General features: G+C 36.4%; 15 protein-coding genes and 1 pseudogene. 2 read left to right on the top strand and 14 right to left on the bottom strand.

Annotated features, from left to right (window positions below):
* Positions 1–573: 573 nt before the first annotated feature.
* From ACFX4I_RS12095 to ACFX4I_RS12165, 14 genes and pseudogenes are all read right to left on the bottom strand, one after another.
* Positions 574–2,325, bottom strand: a complete 1,752-nt coding sequence (locus tag ACFX4I_RS12095) for a hypothetical protein (RefSeq protein ID WP_377420854.1) — start codon at positions 2,323–2,325, stop codon at positions 574–576.
* Between the two features lie 191 nt (positions 2,326–2,516).
* Complete coding sequence (locus tag ACFX4I_RS12100) at positions 2,517–3,362, bottom strand: GIY-YIG nuclease family protein (RefSeq protein ID WP_377420856.1); 846 nt, start codon at positions 3,360–3,362, stop codon at positions 2,517–2,519.
* 134 nt (positions 3,363–3,496) lie between these two features.
* A complete protein-coding gene (locus ACFX4I_RS12105) occupies positions 3,497–4,279 on the bottom strand; it encodes a hypothetical protein (RefSeq protein WP_377420858.1) in 783 nt (260 codons plus the stop codon).
* A gap of 750 nt (positions 4,280–5,029) precedes the next feature.
* Positions 5,030–5,320 (bottom strand): hypothetical protein, encoded by a 291-nt coding sequence (locus ACFX4I_RS12115; RefSeq protein WP_377420860.1) that lies wholly within the window; start codon positions 5,318–5,320, stop codon positions 5,030–5,032.
* Between the two features lie 197 nt (positions 5,321–5,517).
* Positions 5,518–6,015 (bottom strand): MerR family transcriptional regulator, encoded by a 498-nt coding sequence (locus tag ACFX4I_RS12120; protein ID WP_377420862.1) that lies wholly within the window; start codon positions 6,013–6,015, stop codon positions 5,518–5,520.
* Positions 6,016–6,357: 342 nt separating this feature from the next.
* Positions 6,358–7,770 carry a DHA2 family efflux MFS transporter permease subunit gene (locus ACFX4I_RS12125; RefSeq protein WP_377420864.1) on the bottom strand — a complete coding sequence of 471 codons (1,413 nt, stop codon included), beginning with the start codon at positions 7,768–7,770 and terminating at the stop codon, positions 6,358–6,360.
* 277 nt (positions 7,771–8,047) lie between these two features.
* Positions 8,048–8,164: pseudogene (locus ACFX4I_RS12130) on the bottom strand (recombinase family protein); the annotation flags it as partial.
* Positions 8,151–8,324, bottom strand: coding sequence for a hypothetical protein (locus ACFX4I_RS12135; protein ID WP_377420866.1), 174 nt, complete (start codon positions 8,322–8,324; stop codon positions 8,151–8,153). The gene ACFX4I_RS12135 and the pseudogene ACFX4I_RS12130, both read right to left, overlap by 14 nt.
* A 141-nt stretch (positions 8,325–8,465) precedes the next feature.
* Complete coding sequence (locus tag ACFX4I_RS12140; protein ID WP_377420868.1) at positions 8,466–9,464, bottom strand: ROK family glucokinase; 999 nt, start codon at positions 9,462–9,464, stop codon at positions 8,466–8,468.
* A 483-nt stretch (positions 9,465–9,947) separates the two neighbouring features.
* Positions 9,948–11,087, bottom strand: a complete 1,140-nt coding sequence (locus tag ACFX4I_RS12145) for an ABC transporter ATP-binding protein (protein ID WP_098372824.1) — start codon at positions 11,085–11,087, stop codon at positions 9,948–9,950.
* Positions 11,088–11,221: 134 nt separating this feature from the next.
* The gene (locus tag ACFX4I_RS12150; RefSeq protein WP_377420871.1) at positions 11,222–12,190 is read right to left on the bottom strand and encodes a sugar phosphate isomerase/epimerase family protein; all 969 of its coding nucleotides are present in this window, start codon (positions 12,188–12,190) and stop codon (positions 11,222–11,224) included.
* A gap of 62 nt (positions 12,191–12,252) precedes the next feature.
* Complete coding sequence (locus tag ACFX4I_RS12155; protein WP_377420873.1) at positions 12,253–13,305, bottom strand: Gfo/Idh/MocA family protein; 1,053 nt, start codon at positions 13,303–13,305, stop codon at positions 12,253–12,255.
* Between the two features lie 23 nt (positions 13,306–13,328).
* Entirely contained in the window at positions 13,329–14,054 is a 726-nt protein-coding gene (locus ACFX4I_RS12160; protein ID WP_377420875.1) for a ThuA domain-containing protein, read from the bottom strand.
* 189 nt (positions 14,055–14,243) lie between these two features.
* Positions 14,244–14,369, bottom strand: a complete 126-nt coding sequence (locus tag ACFX4I_RS12165) for a hypothetical protein (RefSeq protein ID WP_377420877.1) — start codon at positions 14,367–14,369, stop codon at positions 14,244–14,246.
* A 1,316-nt stretch (positions 14,370–15,685) separates the two neighbouring features.
* On the opposite strand from ACFX4I_RS12165, the gene ACFX4I_RS12170 reads away from it, so the two are divergent.
* Complete coding sequence (locus ACFX4I_RS12170; protein WP_377420879.1) at positions 15,686–16,678, top strand: LacI family DNA-binding transcriptional regulator; 993 nt, start codon at positions 15,686–15,688, stop codon at positions 16,676–16,678.
* A gap of 149 nt (positions 16,679–16,827) precedes the next feature.
* The gene (locus ACFX4I_RS12175; RefSeq protein ID WP_377420881.1) at positions 16,828–18,057 is read left to right on the top strand and encodes an ABC transporter substrate-binding protein; all 1,230 of its coding nucleotides are present in this window, start codon (positions 16,828–16,830) and stop codon (positions 18,055–18,057) included.
* Positions 18,058–18,099 lie beyond the last annotated feature (42 nt).

Genomic DNA, 18,099 nt, shown 5'->3' on the forward strand with positions numbered 1-18,099 from the left:
CCAAGACGGACACATCCTCTCAAAAATCATTGTAAGGACTTAACTAAAATGTGTCCATGAAACTATACTAACTCCATATGTAATAAATAAATTGTAAATAATTTTTGATAACTTGATGAACCGTTTTTCTATAAAGAAATAATTCTCTAATAAAGATTAATGTTATTAAGGTAAAAATAAACAATCCTAATTTAACAAAGTAAGACAAAGTAAGACCCTTAAAAGTTGTGTTTGCAAGACTCCTTAAAGCTAAACTGAGAAGCACAGCTAACAAAAGATAAAAAATAAAGCTAATAATTTTTTTTTGATCAATCTTATAATTTTTCATATTTCACCTCTTTAATAACTTACATTAAATAGTTTAATACTAATACTCCAAGTTTACATTCATACTTAATTTCTTCACTAGTTATCAAATTTCTTTACATCCATCATGTTTTCTTGGAGTTAGTATAGTTTCATGGACACATTTTAGTTAAGTCCAATTTGTCTCAGGAATTAAGAAAGGGGTAGCGATAACGACGCTACCCTTTCTCACTCAACCCAACCAATAATTCCCTCAGGGAAAAAAACTTAAATCGCCGAATCCATTAGTAACCTTTGTTGAAATAAGGCTTCATATAATATATCATCTATCTCTCTGAGTCTATTATATGGTATTCTTAATAATTCAATATTGTAGTCCATACAGTATTTATCCTTTATCTTATCACGCAACTGAACTCCCTTAAGCGCCTTTTCTCCACCAAACGATTCGATTGGATGGAAATGTTGCTCTCCGTCAAACTCAATTAACATAGTCAACCCTGTAGCATCAAACACACCGAAGTCGAAAGGCAGAGGTTTACTAAGCCTGCATCTACTAATCCTGTATTCTTGAATAAAGGCGATGTCATTGGACTCCAAGAATCTTCTTATCGCTGCTTCTCCCTTGCTCTCGTTGCATCTAGGGCATCTTCTCCCTCCACTTACAAATTTATGTGGAGAGGTTTTCCAAATGTGTCCACAAATCTCATGCATCATATTTATCTTATTATGAGCGCCATTATACTGTTCTAATGGATTATACTCATCCCCCACCCTAACTTTTACATCCAAAAGGAATTGCTCATGTGTTTTCATAGAAGATAAAGTAGAGCAACGCTTGCAATTTTTTGTCATGATATCTGATGGGGCTTTAGAAAACTCGCTCCCGCATGGATTGTGTTTTACAAGTATTCGCTCTTTACTACCTTTATATTCTCCTAGGACAGTATAGTCATCACCGTATAGTATACGCAAATCTTCTTTAAACTCATCTGTTGTCTTCATTCTGCTTTCTCCACGTTGAATCAGCATGCACCTAGGACATCTTGTAAATTCTGTTTTTCCTGTAAACTTATTTGGAGAAACTGGAAACTCATCTCCGCAAGCATTATGTCTCATTAAGACTTTTTCATTTGAATTGATGTAAGTACTTAATACCTCGTACTCAACCCCAACTAATTCAAAAACTTTTTCTACAAATTCTTCATGAGTCTTTAACATATTTCCTGCACATTTGGGGCATCTTACTCCACCTATAAATGCAGATGGTGTAGTTGTGTCCCATTCATATCCACATTTATTGTGTCTAGTAAGGATTCCTTCGTTCGTAATATTAAAGTCGCCAAGAACAGTGTACTCATCACCCACAAGTTCGTAGACATCATCCCTATACATCTGAGGTGTTCTTCTAATTTTATTATTACATTTAGGACATCTTTGCCCACCTTTAAAGTCCGATGGGTAAACAGTGTATTCGAATCCACAATCGTTATGTCGCATTGAAATATTAGTATGATTATTGATGTACTCGCCAAGTACCGTGTATTCATTATCTTCTGTAATCCTCGATACATAATCAATGAACATCTCAGTAGTATGCCTTTGCTTGTCAATCAATTCTTTATGAGAGCATGTCTTGCAACGTTGACCAAATAAGAAGTTGCTTGGTTGCATTTTAAATACTCTTCCACACTTATTGTGCTTGAACCCGATCTTCTCCTTTGAGCCTATGTATTCGCCTAGTACAGTAAACTCATCGCCCACTTTCTCAAAGACTTTCATAACGAATTCTTCATGGGTCATGGTCTGTTCTTTTGTTCGCTCTTTTTGCTTACATACTTTGCATCTTCTACCACCCAAAAACTTAAATGGAGGCTTAGTAAATTCCAGACCACATTCATTGTGTTTAAATAGAACGGGTTTATCTGTAGTTATGTATTGACCCATAACTGTATATTCTGTTCCAACCTTTTCAAAAACCTCTGCAATGAATTGTTCATGCGTTTTCTTCTTAGCCATATTTTCCCTACTTATAATTTTATTGTATTCTATCCTTGTACCAAGCTTATTTTATTGACTCCTTGCTCCGTCTTGTATACGACATAGCAATGCTAATCTTTTATCCTCATTCGTTTGCAGTTGTTCATTAAAATCTATAATAAACTGTTCGCTTTCCTAAAATACTGTACCACCCACATCACCTTCCCTTTTTAATTATGGTTATAACCAAACGGAATTGTTTGTAGTTTTCGTTTGAATACGTTTTCAACCTCAACTGCTTCTAATGCTGTAATATCTTTAGGTAACACTTTTAAAATCACATATTGGAAATGTAAATGCGCGTTAGAGTTTTGTGAAAATAGCTGCTTAAATACTTCATTGCCTCCATGAATCGTGGTGGCATACTCCGACCAACGAGCAAGTAAACCATTTTTATTGTATGAAGAGCCGATATAAATTTTACCGTTGGAACGATCTGTTATTGCATAAATCGCATTTATCGAGCCTAAAGCGACGTGCCAATCCGCATACGTTTGACGGTCATAGATGATTTGTTTTAACTCGTTATACGATAATAAGATATTTTCGTATCCTGGAAAGACAAATTGACTCGTATTCACTAGCTGCGTAATGGATTTTTCATTGGTTCCTTTTTGATACCATTTCACAGCTGCCTTGCCCCATTCAATAAATAATTTATTTTCGTATGTAATTAATGGATCATTATCAATTTCAAATAAAGGATGCATGATTTCATCTTTATAAGACTCTAACAAAAATGGCGAACAATCTTGCGAAACAAACGGTGTCTTACCATGTCTTACTTCAAACGATTTTAAATACTTCCCTGTCGTACCTTCATCCGCAGAAAAAACAATTACTTTATCATATCCATCAAAAAAATGAGGCGGTTGTTTTTGTGTATATTCACGTAAAAAGCCATCGCGATATGCGTTGATAAATCGTTCATGTTTCAACGAATGACGGATAAGTAATGTTCTATTCAAGTTGTATTTGCAACGCTGTAATAAATCAGATAAATAGAAATGAACCATTTTTTATCTCCTTCTGGATGTTGCAGGAAGTTTAAATAATCTTAATTGTAAGGGATTAAGTTAGGAAGCATTTAAATGATAAAGTGAACAAATATTCAAATAGGTCTTGAATACGTTTGTTTTTGTAAATTTTATCAAAATGTTTTTGGATTCTCTATAAATTCAATTCCAGCTAATTGATAGCGATAGAAAGCGTTTTGACCATCCCAACCATCCTGCATTTTTGTTGAGGGTAACGAGTAGTCTTCTTCCTCTGTCACAGTACACGTATAGTAATATTTCAACAGCACATTATAAATTTCATCATAAGTCAAACGTCCTTGTTGTGCTTTATTAACCAGCATATTTAAATAGAGATTTTTCGGTATTATGTGTTCAAAAATTAGTTTTGCCTTTTCTTTTTGTTGCAGTATGAGTAAAGCTTGCGGGGTTATAAAGTCGGTCATACTGTATTTGCCATTATACAAACCATTCTGACGATGATAGCTCTCTGTTAGAAAGTACAAATCATCTCCTAACCCCTTGGGGCTTATATGGTATTTCTTCAAACGTTGATCGCTTATTTGAAGCTTTAAATGAATGATTTGGTCTAAATGTCGGCTTATAAATTCAATCAACTCTAATCTTGAAAATTTACTTTTTTTGGGTGGGGAATATACGTCCACCTGTGGTTGCTTTCTTCTAGGTCTACGATCATTCGCATGTTCACTCAATTGATTAAAACTATAAACGGCGCTATTTGTGTGTGTATAGCTGATGTTTTCAAGGATTCCCTTATTGATAATCGACCAGGGAATACGTTCTCGTCCTAGTTCAGCTTTCATAAAATGAGCTGCCTTTTGAATTGTCGGAAACTCTGCCAGTAGCTCATTGTCTTTATAAATGATTACTGTTACACATTTTTTTTTGATTTTCATCTGTTCACCTTATTTTCAAATTGTTTATGAATGGAAAATATAAGTTAGTAGTTAGGATTATGTGCTTTAATCTACACTTTTCTAAATCAATCCTAAAAAAGGAAGGGCAAATATAATTTATTTAGAGTACTTGCCTTCGTGAGGATATTAATCCTCGACTCTTTCAGATTCTGCGTCACTACGTCCCCTTGTTTAAGCCGAACCTTGCTACCATCTTCGAGAATCGGAACTTTAAATTGAGTAATACCTATTCCATGTACAGAAACAAAGAGCCTTTCTAGTTAGAAAAGCTCTTTACTCACAATTACATCCCTTATTGTCTTTTTTACAAGTAGTAATTGTAGTAACAACCCTCCACGTAATTGCTTAGTCTATATAATCCATAAAAAAGCAGTTGGAATATCCCTAAAATTTCACGATTGGATTTTATTATCAATTTCTTTCCAATCAATTGTTGAAAAATGGTTCATTCGATTTAATATAGAAGCTTTTAGAAACACACTATTTTAAGAGATATCTTATTGTATATCTCTTAAAATCTTCATCTAGAAATAGTTTTATCTACAATATACCTAAGCTTCGATAATATATAGTTATTTGAATGAAGCCAATAACTCCTATCTTCATTTAATATCACTTTAGTAGTGATGATAATTTTTGCTCGACCCACTTACTCATACTGATTCCTTCTTGTTCAGCTAACTCTGTTATACTTTCTATTAGATCAATAGGTAATTCTAAACTAGTTTTTCAATAGGAACTTCGAAAAATCAGGTGACCCTCTTCATAGTAGATGTCTCCTTTTATTAAAAATGGCAGGATATCAGCCGCATAGAAACCCTTTGTCGTTATTGGTCTTTCCCCTGCTCGAATGAAGAGTACTATCGTGTTATCCTGTTCCCTCAATCGTATGTTTTCCATTCCCCATGTTTCATATAAATAGTCCACGAATGGATAAAATACAACGGTATCCTTCGGAATTTCTAGCTCTACATAGCCTTTATACTCAAAAGTTGATTGATGAATAGGAAAGACCGGCATTAACTGATACTCCCTTACCCCTTTTTCAAATAGTAACCATTTTTGAATATTGGCTAAGTAAAAACCCCATTCATTATCCTTATTCCGTATAACACGTGCTTCGGGCACTTTGCTTGAATGAAATTTCTGAAATAAGACGATATCTTGACTAGGATAATAATACTCAAATCGTTTGGGACGTTGGGATTCAGATGGTTTCAGTAATCCGGAGGCTTCCTCATATGCTGTTTCGATATGACATAGATCGTCCTCGCATCCCCATATGGGACGACCTCAGCTTTTATGGATCCATCTTGTATATACTTATAAACACTTTGTACAGATAAACCCAATTTCTTTTCCACATCATTGGGGCTCATACCAGTAGGTAAAGATTGTTTTTCATACACTAATCGATCCACTTCCGCTTTTTCATAATGGGCCTCTTTATGTAATCGATGTGGGTCCAGAATTTTAATGATTTTCTTCTGCTTTCCATAATGGTAGACCGTTGCCTTGGATATTCCTAATAAATCAGCTACTTCTTTTTGTATATACCATTCCACTTTATCCCCCTCCCATCCTTCTTGATTATCCATTACTTTTATTGGAACATCCCGTTGGTTTCCATTCGTCAATTCCTCATGATACAAGACTGCTTCCGCCTGGCCAAATTCTACACGATATTGGCGACGTGGGTGTTCGATCACTTCCAAAATCACGCCTTCTTTTTTTTCAATTGTTTAAAGAATGGCGCGCTCTTAAAAGATCCAGTTTCAAAAATGGTTTAAAGATTAAGGATTTGAAAAATAGTCCAGATTTAATAAAGATATTTTAACACCTACATTTAATTCATGTATGTTTACTTCTTTTTATAAAGAAAGAAAAAGATAAAAGAGGGAGAACAATCACCTGGATGACTTGTTCCCCCTCTTTTTTAGAACCCCTTAGATAGGCATGACGAAGGAATGATAGGGCCTGGAGGGAAAGTCTCCAGATTCATAACAAGGTAAAAAATGGAGTTCTATTATTTAGCTAAAAAAATCGAATTCAAATATTTAATTCTTCTCTCCGAACTCTTTTCCTGCTGATTTTTGATCCTTTATTTTAAAAGAAATGAGGAAGCTAATTAACGAAAGTACAGCGATGACAATAAATGAGATTTGCGCGCCATACATATCAGGATGGACTATCTCGGGACGCTGCTGAGCATTTTCGGTAGCTGATGTCATCACAGTAACAAGTATTGCTGTACCTACAGATGCGGCAATCATTTTCATCGTATTATCCATTGCTGCACCATGGGCGATTAACCGTTTAGGCAGCTGGTTTAAAGCGGCCGTTGAAACAGGCATCATAACCATGGCTAATCCGAACATCCGAATACTGTACATGACCATAATAAATGTAAAACATGTCGAAGGACCAACATCCATAAAAGTAAAGGAGGAAGCGGTTATGAGGAGTAATCCGCCAATAACCAACCACCTGGCCCCAATCCGGTCAAAAATACGTCCAATGAACGGGGACATTAACCCGGTAATAAGTGCTCCAGGGAGTATGGCCAATCCAGCTTCAAACGCAGTAAATCCTCGCATGTTTTGCATAAATAGCGGGATGAGAGTTTCGGCACCTATCAGACCCATAAAGGTAATGGCTCCTATAATAATAGCAATCGGGAATAATGAATACGTGAACACACGGAACTCCAGCATTGGATGCTTCAATCGCAATTGCCTTTTGATAAACCAAACAAGTGAAATTGTTCCAATGCCTAGGGATATGATTGTACTCTCGTCTGTCCAGCCATAATTACCAGCAGCTGTAAATCCATACAATAATCCACCGAAACCCAAGGAAGATAAAACAATCGAAAGCACATCCACTTTTGGCCGTGTAACTTCTGTTACATTTTTTAAAGCGAAGAACGCAACTATGATATCAATAATAGCAATTGGAAGAATGATAAAGAATAACACCCTCCATGAGTAGGTCTCCGTAACCCAGCCGGATAAAGCGGGCCCAATAGCCGGCGCGAAGGAAATGACCAGCCCGACCAATCCCATGGCTGCACCCCGTTTATGAACAGGGAAAATCATTAGGAAGACTGTTTGCATTAACGGGAGCATAATTCCGGCTCCGCTCGACTGAATCATCCTTCCTAGCAGCAGCATTCCAAAATTTGGAGCCAGCCCCGCAACCAATGTACCAATAGCAAAAATCCCCATCGCGGAAAGGAAGAGCTGTCTGGTGGTAAAACGCTCCAGTAAAAACGCGCTAACAGGGATCATGATCCCATTAACCAGCATAAAAACGGTTGTTAGCCACTGTGCACTATTTGCCGTAACATTCATCTCCTCCATTACAGGAGGAATCGCGGTAATCATTAATGTTTGATTCAAGATCGCAATAAATGTACCCGCAAGCAAAAGAGGAACAATTGTTGTCTGTTTACGATTTGTTGAACTCAATTATGGTCCCCCTTTACGATTTGGAAAAAAACATACTTTTGTAGATTACACGAATTTACATCATATTTCCAGTAATTTGCTGTTAAAAATAAAAGCAATAAAGTCAGCATTAAATCATTACTTTCCCTACAATAAAAGGGGATTCCCTTTGAAGAACAGGTTGCAATTGATGTGCGTATTGCCCTAGTCACAGGGTTGCTGTCACAGACCGCAAAGTAGCAGATAAGTAGAGAGATGATGGGGAACACAGGAGCAAAGTGTATGCTCCTTATGTTGTTTATAGGGTCCGTTTCTGTATAGCTCTGTATAAAAAAACCTGTGAAATAATTCCTTTAATGGAGTATTCCTTACTGTCATACATTCGTAGGAACAAGACTATTTTATCCTTGGTTATCATCTTTCAAGTAATTTTTCGTTTCTCGGTTTCTTCTTGTATAAATATTGTCAACTAAGGATATTTTCATTTTATAAAGTAGGTTACCTTGTTTTTCGTTAGTGGCTTGATGAATGGACAGAGTGTTCTTATCTTTAGTCTTCCCTACCCATTTCGTCATTTACATTGTATCCCCTTGTAGAATATAAGTTTTGTGCTGAAATTAAAAAAGAGCACTTTGAAAATACCGATGCTCTTTAAATAGTAAAAAATAAAATTATTATTTATTATTTTCTGATTCTTATACCTTTTCATTGTGCTATCACAAATATAAAGGTGTATTTCCATTCCTGTTTAGTAATCTTTTTTTCACCAACCAAGCGCCTCCCATAATTCCTGCATCATTTCCTAACGTGGCATTGGCTAATTCCACTCCTTGCAATACTCTTGGAAAAGCAAAACGAGTAAATTGCTCTTTTAAAGGTACTAACAGTGCATCCCCTGCTTTGGAAACTCCTCCACCAATGATAATTTTCTCAGGATTTAAACCATTCGCAAGATGCGCTAATGCTAATCCTAAATAAAGGGTAACTTTCCCAATCACTCTATTAGCTAATTCATCACCCTCATTCGCTACTTCAAATACTAGCTCAGATGATAATATTTGATGTTCATTGTAAAAATCCCTCAGTCTACTTGGTGTCTCGGTAAAAGATAATTCTTCAATCGCTAAACGAACAATACCTGTGGCAGATGCTATGGTTTCAATACATCCCGTTTTCCCACAATTACAAGGTGCCCCACCCTCTACGAGAGAGGTAATATGCCCTATTTCGCCACCTGCCCCATTTATTCCATGTACAATTTGCCCATTGGAAATAATTCCACCACCAACGCCCGTTCCCAAGGTGATACATAATAAATCTTTTGACCCTTGTCCAGCACCTTTCCACATCTCCCCAATGGCTGCTGCATTTGCGTCATTATCAACTATGACTGGCAAAGATGTTCCCATTTCAAGAAGATCCTTCAAAGGAAAGTTATTCCACCCTAAGTTAACTGCGACATCAATAGAACCATTCCCCAAGTTAACAGGACCGGGTGCTCCAACCCCAATACCAATTAACTTCTGTTTTTCTTGCCCTAACTCACTTAATGTTTGATCTATTGATTTAGCCATCTCCTTAGGAATATTTTTCCCTTTTTCATTTATATTGGTAGGAATTTCCCATTTATATATAATCTCACCATTTTGATTGATAAATGCCATTTTAATAGTTGTACCGCCTATATCTGCACCCACTAACCATTTTTCATCCATCAATACTCACCCTTTTTCATTCAAGTTGGCAAGGAACTGTATGCCTTCACCTTACGGCAAGTTATGATTAAATTCGTTAATCTTGTACTAGCTATCGACTATACAGCTTTACTTTTTTATATAGTAATTAAGAAGTTTAACTCCTATCTTTCCTTGTTCAATAGAAATTTTCTAGAGCTACGATAGCCCTTTGTTCATCGTCTCCATCTGCAGTAAATTTAAACTCCTTTGCCATGTCTAACTGTCAGGGCCATTCCCCCGATATTACTTTTCTCAACTACCTTTTTTCCTTTTTCACAATATTAATGTCACTGTTAAAAGATGATGCTTTTCCTACAAATTTCAGAACCAGATCGAGATTGGAGTCCATGACGAAGAAGTACGTCAATTTTTTTCTACCATTAATCCTCACTCTACCCTTACTAATTTATCTATATTTTTAATTGAAATTAAAAAACTTATTTCTCGTAGTTCATACATCTGTTATAAGACACCAGCTTCTCTTCTTTTATGTGTTTTCATAGGAAGTGGAATACGAGTCTCCGTTTTACTATCAAAGAAGTGTACCTTGTTCATGTCTATAGCTAATTTCATTTGTTGACCTGCTTTCACTTCTGTACGAGCATCCACGCGCGAAACAAAGTTCTGATCATTAATTTGTGAATAAACCATTATTTCAGCACCCATTAATTCTGCCACTTCCACTTTAATATTTATTGTTGTATTCGGTGAGGCATCAACGAAAATCAGCTCATCATGAAAATCTTCTGGACGTACACCTAAAATTATTTGTTCACCTATATATCCTTGCTCACGTAATCCTTTCATTTTTCCCTCTGGCACCTCAATACGTACCGGTCCGATATGGAAGATACCCTCTTTTAAGGTACCAGTAAAGAAGTTCATCGCAGGAGAACCAATGAACCCGCCAACAAATACATTTGCAGGTTCGTCATATACTTCTTTTGGTGCACCCACTTGTTGAACAATTCCATCTTTCATAACAACAAGACGAGTTGCCATGGTCATCGCTTCTGTTTGATCATGCGTTACATAAATTGTGGTGGTTTGTAAGCGTTGATGTAGTTTAGCAATTTCAGAACGCATTTGGACACGCAGTTTTGCATCCAAATTGGACAAAGGTTCATCCATTAAAAATACTTTTGCATCACGAACGATTGCACGACCTAAAGCAACACGTTGACGTTGCCCACCCGAAAGGGCCTTTGGTTTACGCTGTAAGTATTGCTCTAGACCAAGGATATGGGCAGCCTCTTGTACACGACGATCAATTTCCTCTTTCGCGAATTTACGTAATTTTAGACCGAATGCCATATTGTCATAGACGCTCATATGGGGATATAAAGCATAGTTTTGGAAGACCATTGCAATATCTCGGTCTTTTGGTGCCACGTCGTTGACACGTTTACCATCGATAAAAAAATCGCCTTTTGAAATCTCTTCAAGTCCTGCAATCATGCGAAGAGTAGTTGACTTACCACAACCAGATGGACCAACAAAGACAATAAATTCTTTATCTTCAATCTGAAGGTTAAAATCTTTCACTGCTGTTACGTTTTTATCGTAGATTTTATAAATATGATTTAAACTTAACTCGGCCATTGTTTTCTCCTTCTTGAATCAGATTTTTTAATTTGTAATAGACTAGAATTTTATGATAATTTGATTTTGAAAAAATATTGTGATATGGATCAAGTAGATTCATACCACAACGATCTTTCAATAAAATTAACTTGTTATGCCCACCACATCTGTGAAGGTGATTCCTCAATTAAAACCGTTTGTAAGTTTGTCACTGCACGTTCGAATCCCTCATCAATAGACATGATCGCATCTTCATGCTCGATACTTACCACATAATCATACCCGTATGTGCGTAATGCACTCATCATATCTGACCATTCTTTTAAACTATGTCCACAACCAACTGAACGGAACGTCCATGCCCGCGAGCGAACTTCTCCATATGGTTGCATATCGGTTAACCCAAACATATTAATATTTTCTTGATCTAAATAAGTATCTTTGGCATGAAAATGATGAATGGCATTTTCTTTGGCTAAAATCTTAATGGCTGCCACTGGATCAATTCCTTGCCACCATAAGTGACTTGGATCTAAATTCGCTCCAATTGCATCACATGTTTGTTCTCGAAGTTTTAACAAGGTATAAGGTGTATGAACTAAAAATCCTCCGTGCAATTCTAATCCGATTTTCACGTTATTATCTTTTGCATACTCTCCTACCTCTTTCCAATAAGGAATGAGCTTTTGTTCCCATTGCCAAGTTAAGATCTCACCATATTCATTTGGCCATGGAGTAACCGGCCAGTTTGGGTATTTAGCCCCCTCGTGATCACCAGCTGTTCCTGAAAAGCAGTTGACAACAGGTACATCAAGTAAAGAGGCCAGCTTAATCGTTTTACGTAAGGTTTCATTGGATTCTTTTGCAAACCCTTCTTCTGGTGAGATAGGATTTCCGTGACAACTAAATGCACTAATCGTCAATCCACGATCCGCTACTTTCTTTTTATAGCTTTCTCTCGCATTCGCATCTTCTAATAATTCATCTAACGGGCAATGATGGTTTCCTGGATAGCAGCCTGTCCCAATTTCCACGGTATGTAATCCAGCTGTTTGCACTTTATCTAGCATGTCTTCAAATGAATAGTTTGCAAATAGAACAGTAAATACACCCAATTTCACGTTGTTTTCCTCCTATAGGTCCCAAATTCTTAATATGGTAAGATATTTTTATAAAGCAGATTTTAAACTGCTGGCTCTTTTATCGCTAAAAAGGTACTTACAATTTGTTTGGTTTCATGAGATTCAATAGCGGCTAGAATAACAGATAGAGATTTTGCCCCTTCCTCTCCTGAAACGGCTGGCTCTTTATCCTCTACGATAGCATTTACGAATTGTTCAATCACATGTGAGTTGTCTTGGCCGCCCTCATCGTTTGATTGAATTTTGCCAAGCTCATAATTTGCAACCTCACCTGTTGCGTATTGAACGATTAAGGAATACGTTGGATGATCTTCTAAACGAAGAATTCCTTTCTCACCGTAAATAATCGTGGAGTTATCTTCTTGACCCACGTACGCCCAACTAGATGCGAGCGTTCCAATAATTCCACTTTCTGTTTTTAACACACATACTGCGTTGTCATCGACATTAGCAAAATCTTTAGCGTTCGTTTGCACAAATGCACCTACTTCAACGATTTCTTCACCAAGAATGTAACGAAGTAAATCTGTTTTATGCACACCTAAATCTCCCATGGCTCCAATAAACGCTTCATTCTTTTTAAAGAACCAACTCTCTTTACCGTCAACACTCCATTCCTCAGGTCCTCCATGACCAAATGCGGTACGGAAGCTATATATTCTTCCAATTTCACCACATTCAATAAGCTGACGTGCTTTTTGATGGGATGAAACGAAGCGTTGATTGTGACCGATCATAAGTTTTTTGCCACTTTCTTTTGCTGCTTGAATCATAGCCTGAGCTTCTTCTTTTGACGTAGCCATTGGTTTTTCACACAATACATGAACGCCTTTGTTTAAAGCTGCGATTGATATGGGCGCATGCAAATAATTTGGTGTACAAACACTCACTGCATCTACCGTTTTGCTTGCGAGTAATTCTTCATAATTTTTATATACTTTTGCACCATACTGCTTGGAAACTTCAATGGCGCGCTGTTCATTTATATCACAAACTGCTACAATCTCTACTTCTTTATTCATTTTATATTCTGGTAAATGACGAAGTTGAGCGATACTTCCACAACCTATAATCCCTACTTTTACTGTTTTCATAATCAGTTTCCCCTTTAATATCCTTAATTTTTCACTGCAATTCGTTCCAGTGGTGTTGCATTTCCGTATATAGGACGTTTTCTGTCAACTGGGTGTGCCCATTTCACGCCATTTATAATGACACGTTGAATATCTTTATTGTGATATGTTGGATACGTTTCATGGCCTGGTCTAAAATAAAAGACTTTTCCATTGCCTCGTTTATATGTGCAACCACTGCGGAAAACTTCCCCACCTTCGAACCAACTCGTAAAGACTAATTCGTCTGGAGCCGGGATATCAAAATGTTCCCCGTACATTTCTTCGCGTTCTAGCTCGATATATTCTGAAATGCCTTCAGTAATCGGATGACTAGGATCTGTTACCCAAATACGCTCTTTTTCATCTGCTTCGCGCCATTTTAAATCACAACTTGTACCCATTAATGTTTTGAAAATTTTGGAGAAATGGCCTGAATGCAATACGATTAAGCCCATTCCTTCTAATACACGCTGCTTTACCTTTTTAACAATTACATCGTCTACTTCATCGTGAGCTAAATGCCCCCACCAAATCAGCACATCTGTTTCTTCTAATACAGCATCTGTTAAACCGTGTTCGGGATCATCCAATGTAGCTGTTTTTGCATCAAATCCGCTTTCTTTTAAAAATGCTGCAATAGCACCATGAATACCTTCAGGGTAGACTTCTCTTACAACTGGATTTTTTTGTTCATGTCGATTTTCATTCCATACAGTTACTTTTACCATCATAAATACTCCCTCTCATTTTGATTTGATGTATTGAAATTATTATCCGTAAATCTCCAACTTCACAATACATAAGCTGTCGATTTGACTGCCCAACCGCTTTCTAAAGTATTTGCTTTAGAGGTCTGCCTGCCAACCTATCACTCTATGGACTGCACTGAATTAAGTCGTTAAAAACAACGTAAACGTTTACGTTAATGGTACTGTAGTCTTCCTCGTAGCGGATAGCGGATTACGGCTGTCAATGCCCGTGAGTTGTGGAACAGCCATTACATCACTTGAACAGAATACGGCTGTAAATGTTGGATAGTCCAAACTTGAACCACCCTTTCTATTCCACGTTGAAGACCATAATACCCATATGTACTAATTTGAATGGTTACCGTAACACCAACATCATTTATAGCGTCCTTAAATCCATTTACACGAGGAATTGTCGAAATGACATCTCCTTTTGTTCCGGCAATCATCCCAACATCAATTCCTGTTAAAACTTCACTTGTTAATTGTTTCGATACTTTGAGAACCAGTAAGCAATATATCTAGTACAACAGCCTTAGCCTGATAACCAATCTCGTCAATCACTTTTCTGAATGCCAGAAACAGATAAAACTGGCTTTCTTTGCTGCATCAATAATTGTAATTTCCACCAACTTTCTACGTAAACGTTTTCTAAAAACACACTAGCACATGTGTAAAACCTTTTCAACGATTTTTCAGATATTTTTGAATTTTATTTATTTTATAAGATATTCTGTTACTGCAAAAAAAAGTGGCATCACCCCTTTATGGGTATATTTGTATAGTGTTTATGGAAAATGAGTGTCTAAGCTTCAAAAGCATGTACAGACAGAAAAATTACTATTAAAAAGGGAACTATTCTTGCACAAATAGCTACTTCAAATCAAAGGATAGAATGACTTATCTGGGGCTTAGATTCAAAGGTGAAAATTTTTTATTCGATTGATGATCAATCCGGATAAACTATGCTTCTTCCTTCTTGAATAAAACCCGCGCCCGTTAGCTGAAAGTACAATTAGCATTAGCAATCTTTTAACTATCTCAAGTGAACTTTCGGAAGTTGCGCTTACTTTTATCCACGAACTTCGGCTTTCTAAAGACACATCTTCTATCCTAGAGACTCTTCTTTTTATAGGCTGTGCTTCCTATGTTTTCTTTCATTTCCCATCTCCAACGAGTCTGTTTCTCTCCCCTAAGATGGCAGAAATAATCGCCTATTTTGTGTTGGTAATTTCGGTTTTCTGTGAATGTTTTTTTGATTTCGCTTATTTTAACCTCTCTTCACTCCAACTATTTGCAACTGTATATTTATCATTGTGTATGTGTGTAACATCACATCATATTATGTTTTCGTTTTCTATCTGGGGCATTTGTTTTCGAAAATCTTCATTTACATCTACATCCACCTCTATTAACCCTTTTTTCAAAATATATGCTTCATATATTTTTCATTCACATAATCGTGAAATTAACGGATTAAATGTTTACATATGAAACAAGTCGTTTGACGGAAGTTAGAATATTCAATTTTTGAAATAAATTGTATTGAAAACGCTTTATTTATATGTTAAGGTTTTTTAGAAAACGTTTACGTAGAAAGTTGGTGAAACATGTCGATTACCATTAAAGATGTAGCAAAGCAAGCAAATGTATCCGTTGCGACTGTTTCTCGTATTTTAAATAATTTGCCTGGCTACTCGGATGAAACACAACAACGAGTAAAAAAGGTAATCAAAGAACTTGGTTATCAACCTAATGCCGTTGCAAGAGGTTTAATTAATCGCAAAACAAAAACGATAGGTGTACTCGTTCCCAATGTATCTGATTTATTTGCAAGTGAGGTTTTAGCCGGAATTGAGGAACAAGCTCATGAGTTTGGTTACAGTGTAATGATATGTAAAACCAATCATGATGGTAAACGAACGATCAACTACTTGCAGGCATTGTATGAAAAACGGGTGGATGGAATTATTATCGTCAGTGAATTTATCACGCTAGATTACTATAAAGCGATTGAAACAAACAATGTACCGGTTGTATTAGTGGCAACACAATCAGACTATCCCCTTCCCTTTATTAAAGTAGATGATTATCAAGCTGCTTACGATGCCACGACCTATTTAGTAGAAAAAGGGCATTCACATATTGGAATGATTGCAGGAACAAAAAGCGATATCATTTCGACAACTCCACGTGTAAAAGGCTTTACAGACGCATTAAATCACGTGGGAATAACAGTGACCAATGAAATGATCACGTATGGAGATTTTTCTTTCAAGAGTGGTATTGAGGGGATAGACGATTTATTGAAAAGTTACCCAAAAGTAAGAGCTGTATTTTGTGCAAGCGATGAAATGGCTGTAGGAGCCTTATCACTTTTATATAAAAAAGGAATTAGAGTACCGGAAAGTATATCCATTATAGGATACGATAATACAGCTACAGCTGAGAAGGCCATTCCCCCACTTACGACGGTAGCGCAGCCCTTATATAAGATGGGTAAAGATTCCATTCAACTTTTATTGGATCCATCTTTAAAAATAAACCAGATTTATCCTCATCATATTGCTGAACGTGATACAGTCCATTCATATAGCGAATAAAGGTTAAGTTACAAGTTGGGGTGATTACACTATTATCACTCCAATTATAAACGGCTTAACGTAAACGTTTACTATCATTGATGATTCCATTAGAGTAAACGTTTACTTATGCATAAAATAGACGAAATTTTCAGACGGGAGATACGTATATGAAAAATAAGTGGCGTTACCTCTGTACTACAGCATTTATAGCCAGTTTACTTACAGGATGTGCTAATCAAACAACAGCTGATGAAAAAATCCATATTGAATTTTTTCAAAATAAGCCGGAAGCTGTAGCGACATTTGATCATTTAATTGAAAGGTTTGAAAAATTGCACCCCAATATTGATATTGAACAGAATAACGTTCCTGATTCCGAGACGGTATTACGGACGAGATTGGTGAAAGAAGATGTACCAGACCTTTTAGCGATCGGAGGCAATGCTACGTATGGCGATATTGCAGAAGAAGGATTATTTTATGATTTTTCAAAGGATTCAGCCATCAATAAAGTTATACCAGACTATGTTAATATGCTTAATTTATTAGGTAGAACGAATAATGAGGATAATGGAATTCCCTTTGCGACGAATGCAAATATGCTTTTATATAACAAGGATAAATTTAAAGAGTTAGGGTTACAAGTACCCAAAACATGGGATGAGCTAATTAACGTTTCAAAACGGATTCAAAAACAAGGAGAATTACCTTTTTATTTTACGTATAAAGATGCTTGGACTGCAATGGTCTCATTTAATGCCTTAGCAGGAAACTTGCAAGGTGACAACTTTATCCAGGATCGCAATTCCAATAAAACAACTTTTACAGAGCATTACAAGGAAACTTTAGAAAAAATGCTTACATTGCTCGATTATGGCCATAAGGATAATTTTGGCCGTGACTATAATGCAGGCAATCGGGCGTTTGCAAATGGTGAATCAGTTATGTATATCCAAGGAAGCTGGGCAATCTCATCAATTAAGGCAATTAACCCAAATATAAAACTCGGTTCCTTTCCCTTACCTGCATCCAATGATTCATCTCAAAACAAACTCGTATCAGGTGTAGATACTGCATTAACGATGTCAAAAGATACACCACATAAAAAAGAAGCGTTAATGTTTATTCATTTTTTATTAGAAAAGGAAAATTCACAGTATTACATTCAAGAACAAAACAGTTTTTCTGCAGTTAAAAATGTTTTACAAAATGATGAAGCTTTAAAAGAGTTAAACCCTTATTTTGTACAACAAAAAATCACTAGTTTTCCGGAACACTATTTCCCTGCTAGTATGCAAGCAGCCAATTTAGTACAGGATTTTCTAATTAAAGGAGAAGTCAAACCGTTCCTTTCAAAACTGGATGATGAGTGGAATAAAGTCAAAGCGAGAGAATAACAAGGGGGAAAAACGAGTGGTTAAACAATCCAAAGCCTATTA

It is taken from the genome of Peribacillus sp. YIM B13472 (genome assembly GCF_042788005.1).
GTDB lineage: Bacteria > Bacillota > Bacilli > Bacillales > DSM-1321 > Peribacillus > Peribacillus simplex_E.

Bases quoted from the DNA above. Each gene is read 5' to 3' on its own strand.
- ACFX4I_RS12095 (WP_377420854.1), bottom strand. From the start codon at position 2,325: ATGGCTAAGAAGAAAACGCATGAACAATTCATTGCAGAGGTTTTTGAA.
- ACFX4I_RS12100 (WP_377420856.1), bottom strand. From the start codon at position 3,362: ATGGTTCATTTCTATTTATCTGATTTATTACAGCGTTGCAAATACAAC.
- ACFX4I_RS12105 (WP_377420858.1), bottom strand. From the start codon at position 4,279: ATGAAAATCAAAAAAAAATGTGTAACAGTAATCATTTATAAAGACAAT.
- ACFX4I_RS12115 (WP_377420860.1), bottom strand. From the start codon at position 5,320: ATGCCGGTCTTTCCTATTCATCAATCAACTTTTGAGTATAAAGGCTAT.
- ACFX4I_RS12135 (WP_377420866.1), bottom strand. From the start codon at position 8,324: ATGACGAAATGGGTAGGGAAGACTAAAGATAAGAACACTCTGTCCATT.
- ACFX4I_RS12140 (WP_377420868.1), bottom strand. From the start codon at position 9,464: ATGGATGAAAAATGGTTAGTGGGTGCAGATATAGGCGGTACAACTATT.
- ACFX4I_RS12145 (WP_098372824.1), bottom strand. From the start codon at position 11,087: ATGGCCGAGTTAAGTTTAAATCATATTTATAAAATCTACGATAAAAAC.
- ACFX4I_RS12155 (WP_377420873.1), bottom strand. From the start codon at position 13,305: ATGAAAACAGTAAAAGTAGGGATTATAGGTTGTGGAAGTATCGCTCAA.
- ACFX4I_RS12160 (WP_377420875.1), bottom strand. From the start codon at position 14,054: ATGGTAAAAGTAACTGTATGGAATGAAAATCGACATGAACAAAAAAAT.
- ACFX4I_RS12170 (WP_377420879.1), top strand. From the start codon at position 15,686: ATGTCGATTACCATTAAAGATGTAGCAAAGCAAGCAAATGTATCCGTT.
- ACFX4I_RS12175 (WP_377420881.1), top strand. From the start codon at position 16,828: ATGAAAAATAAGTGGCGTTACCTCTGTACTACAGCATTTATAGCCAGT.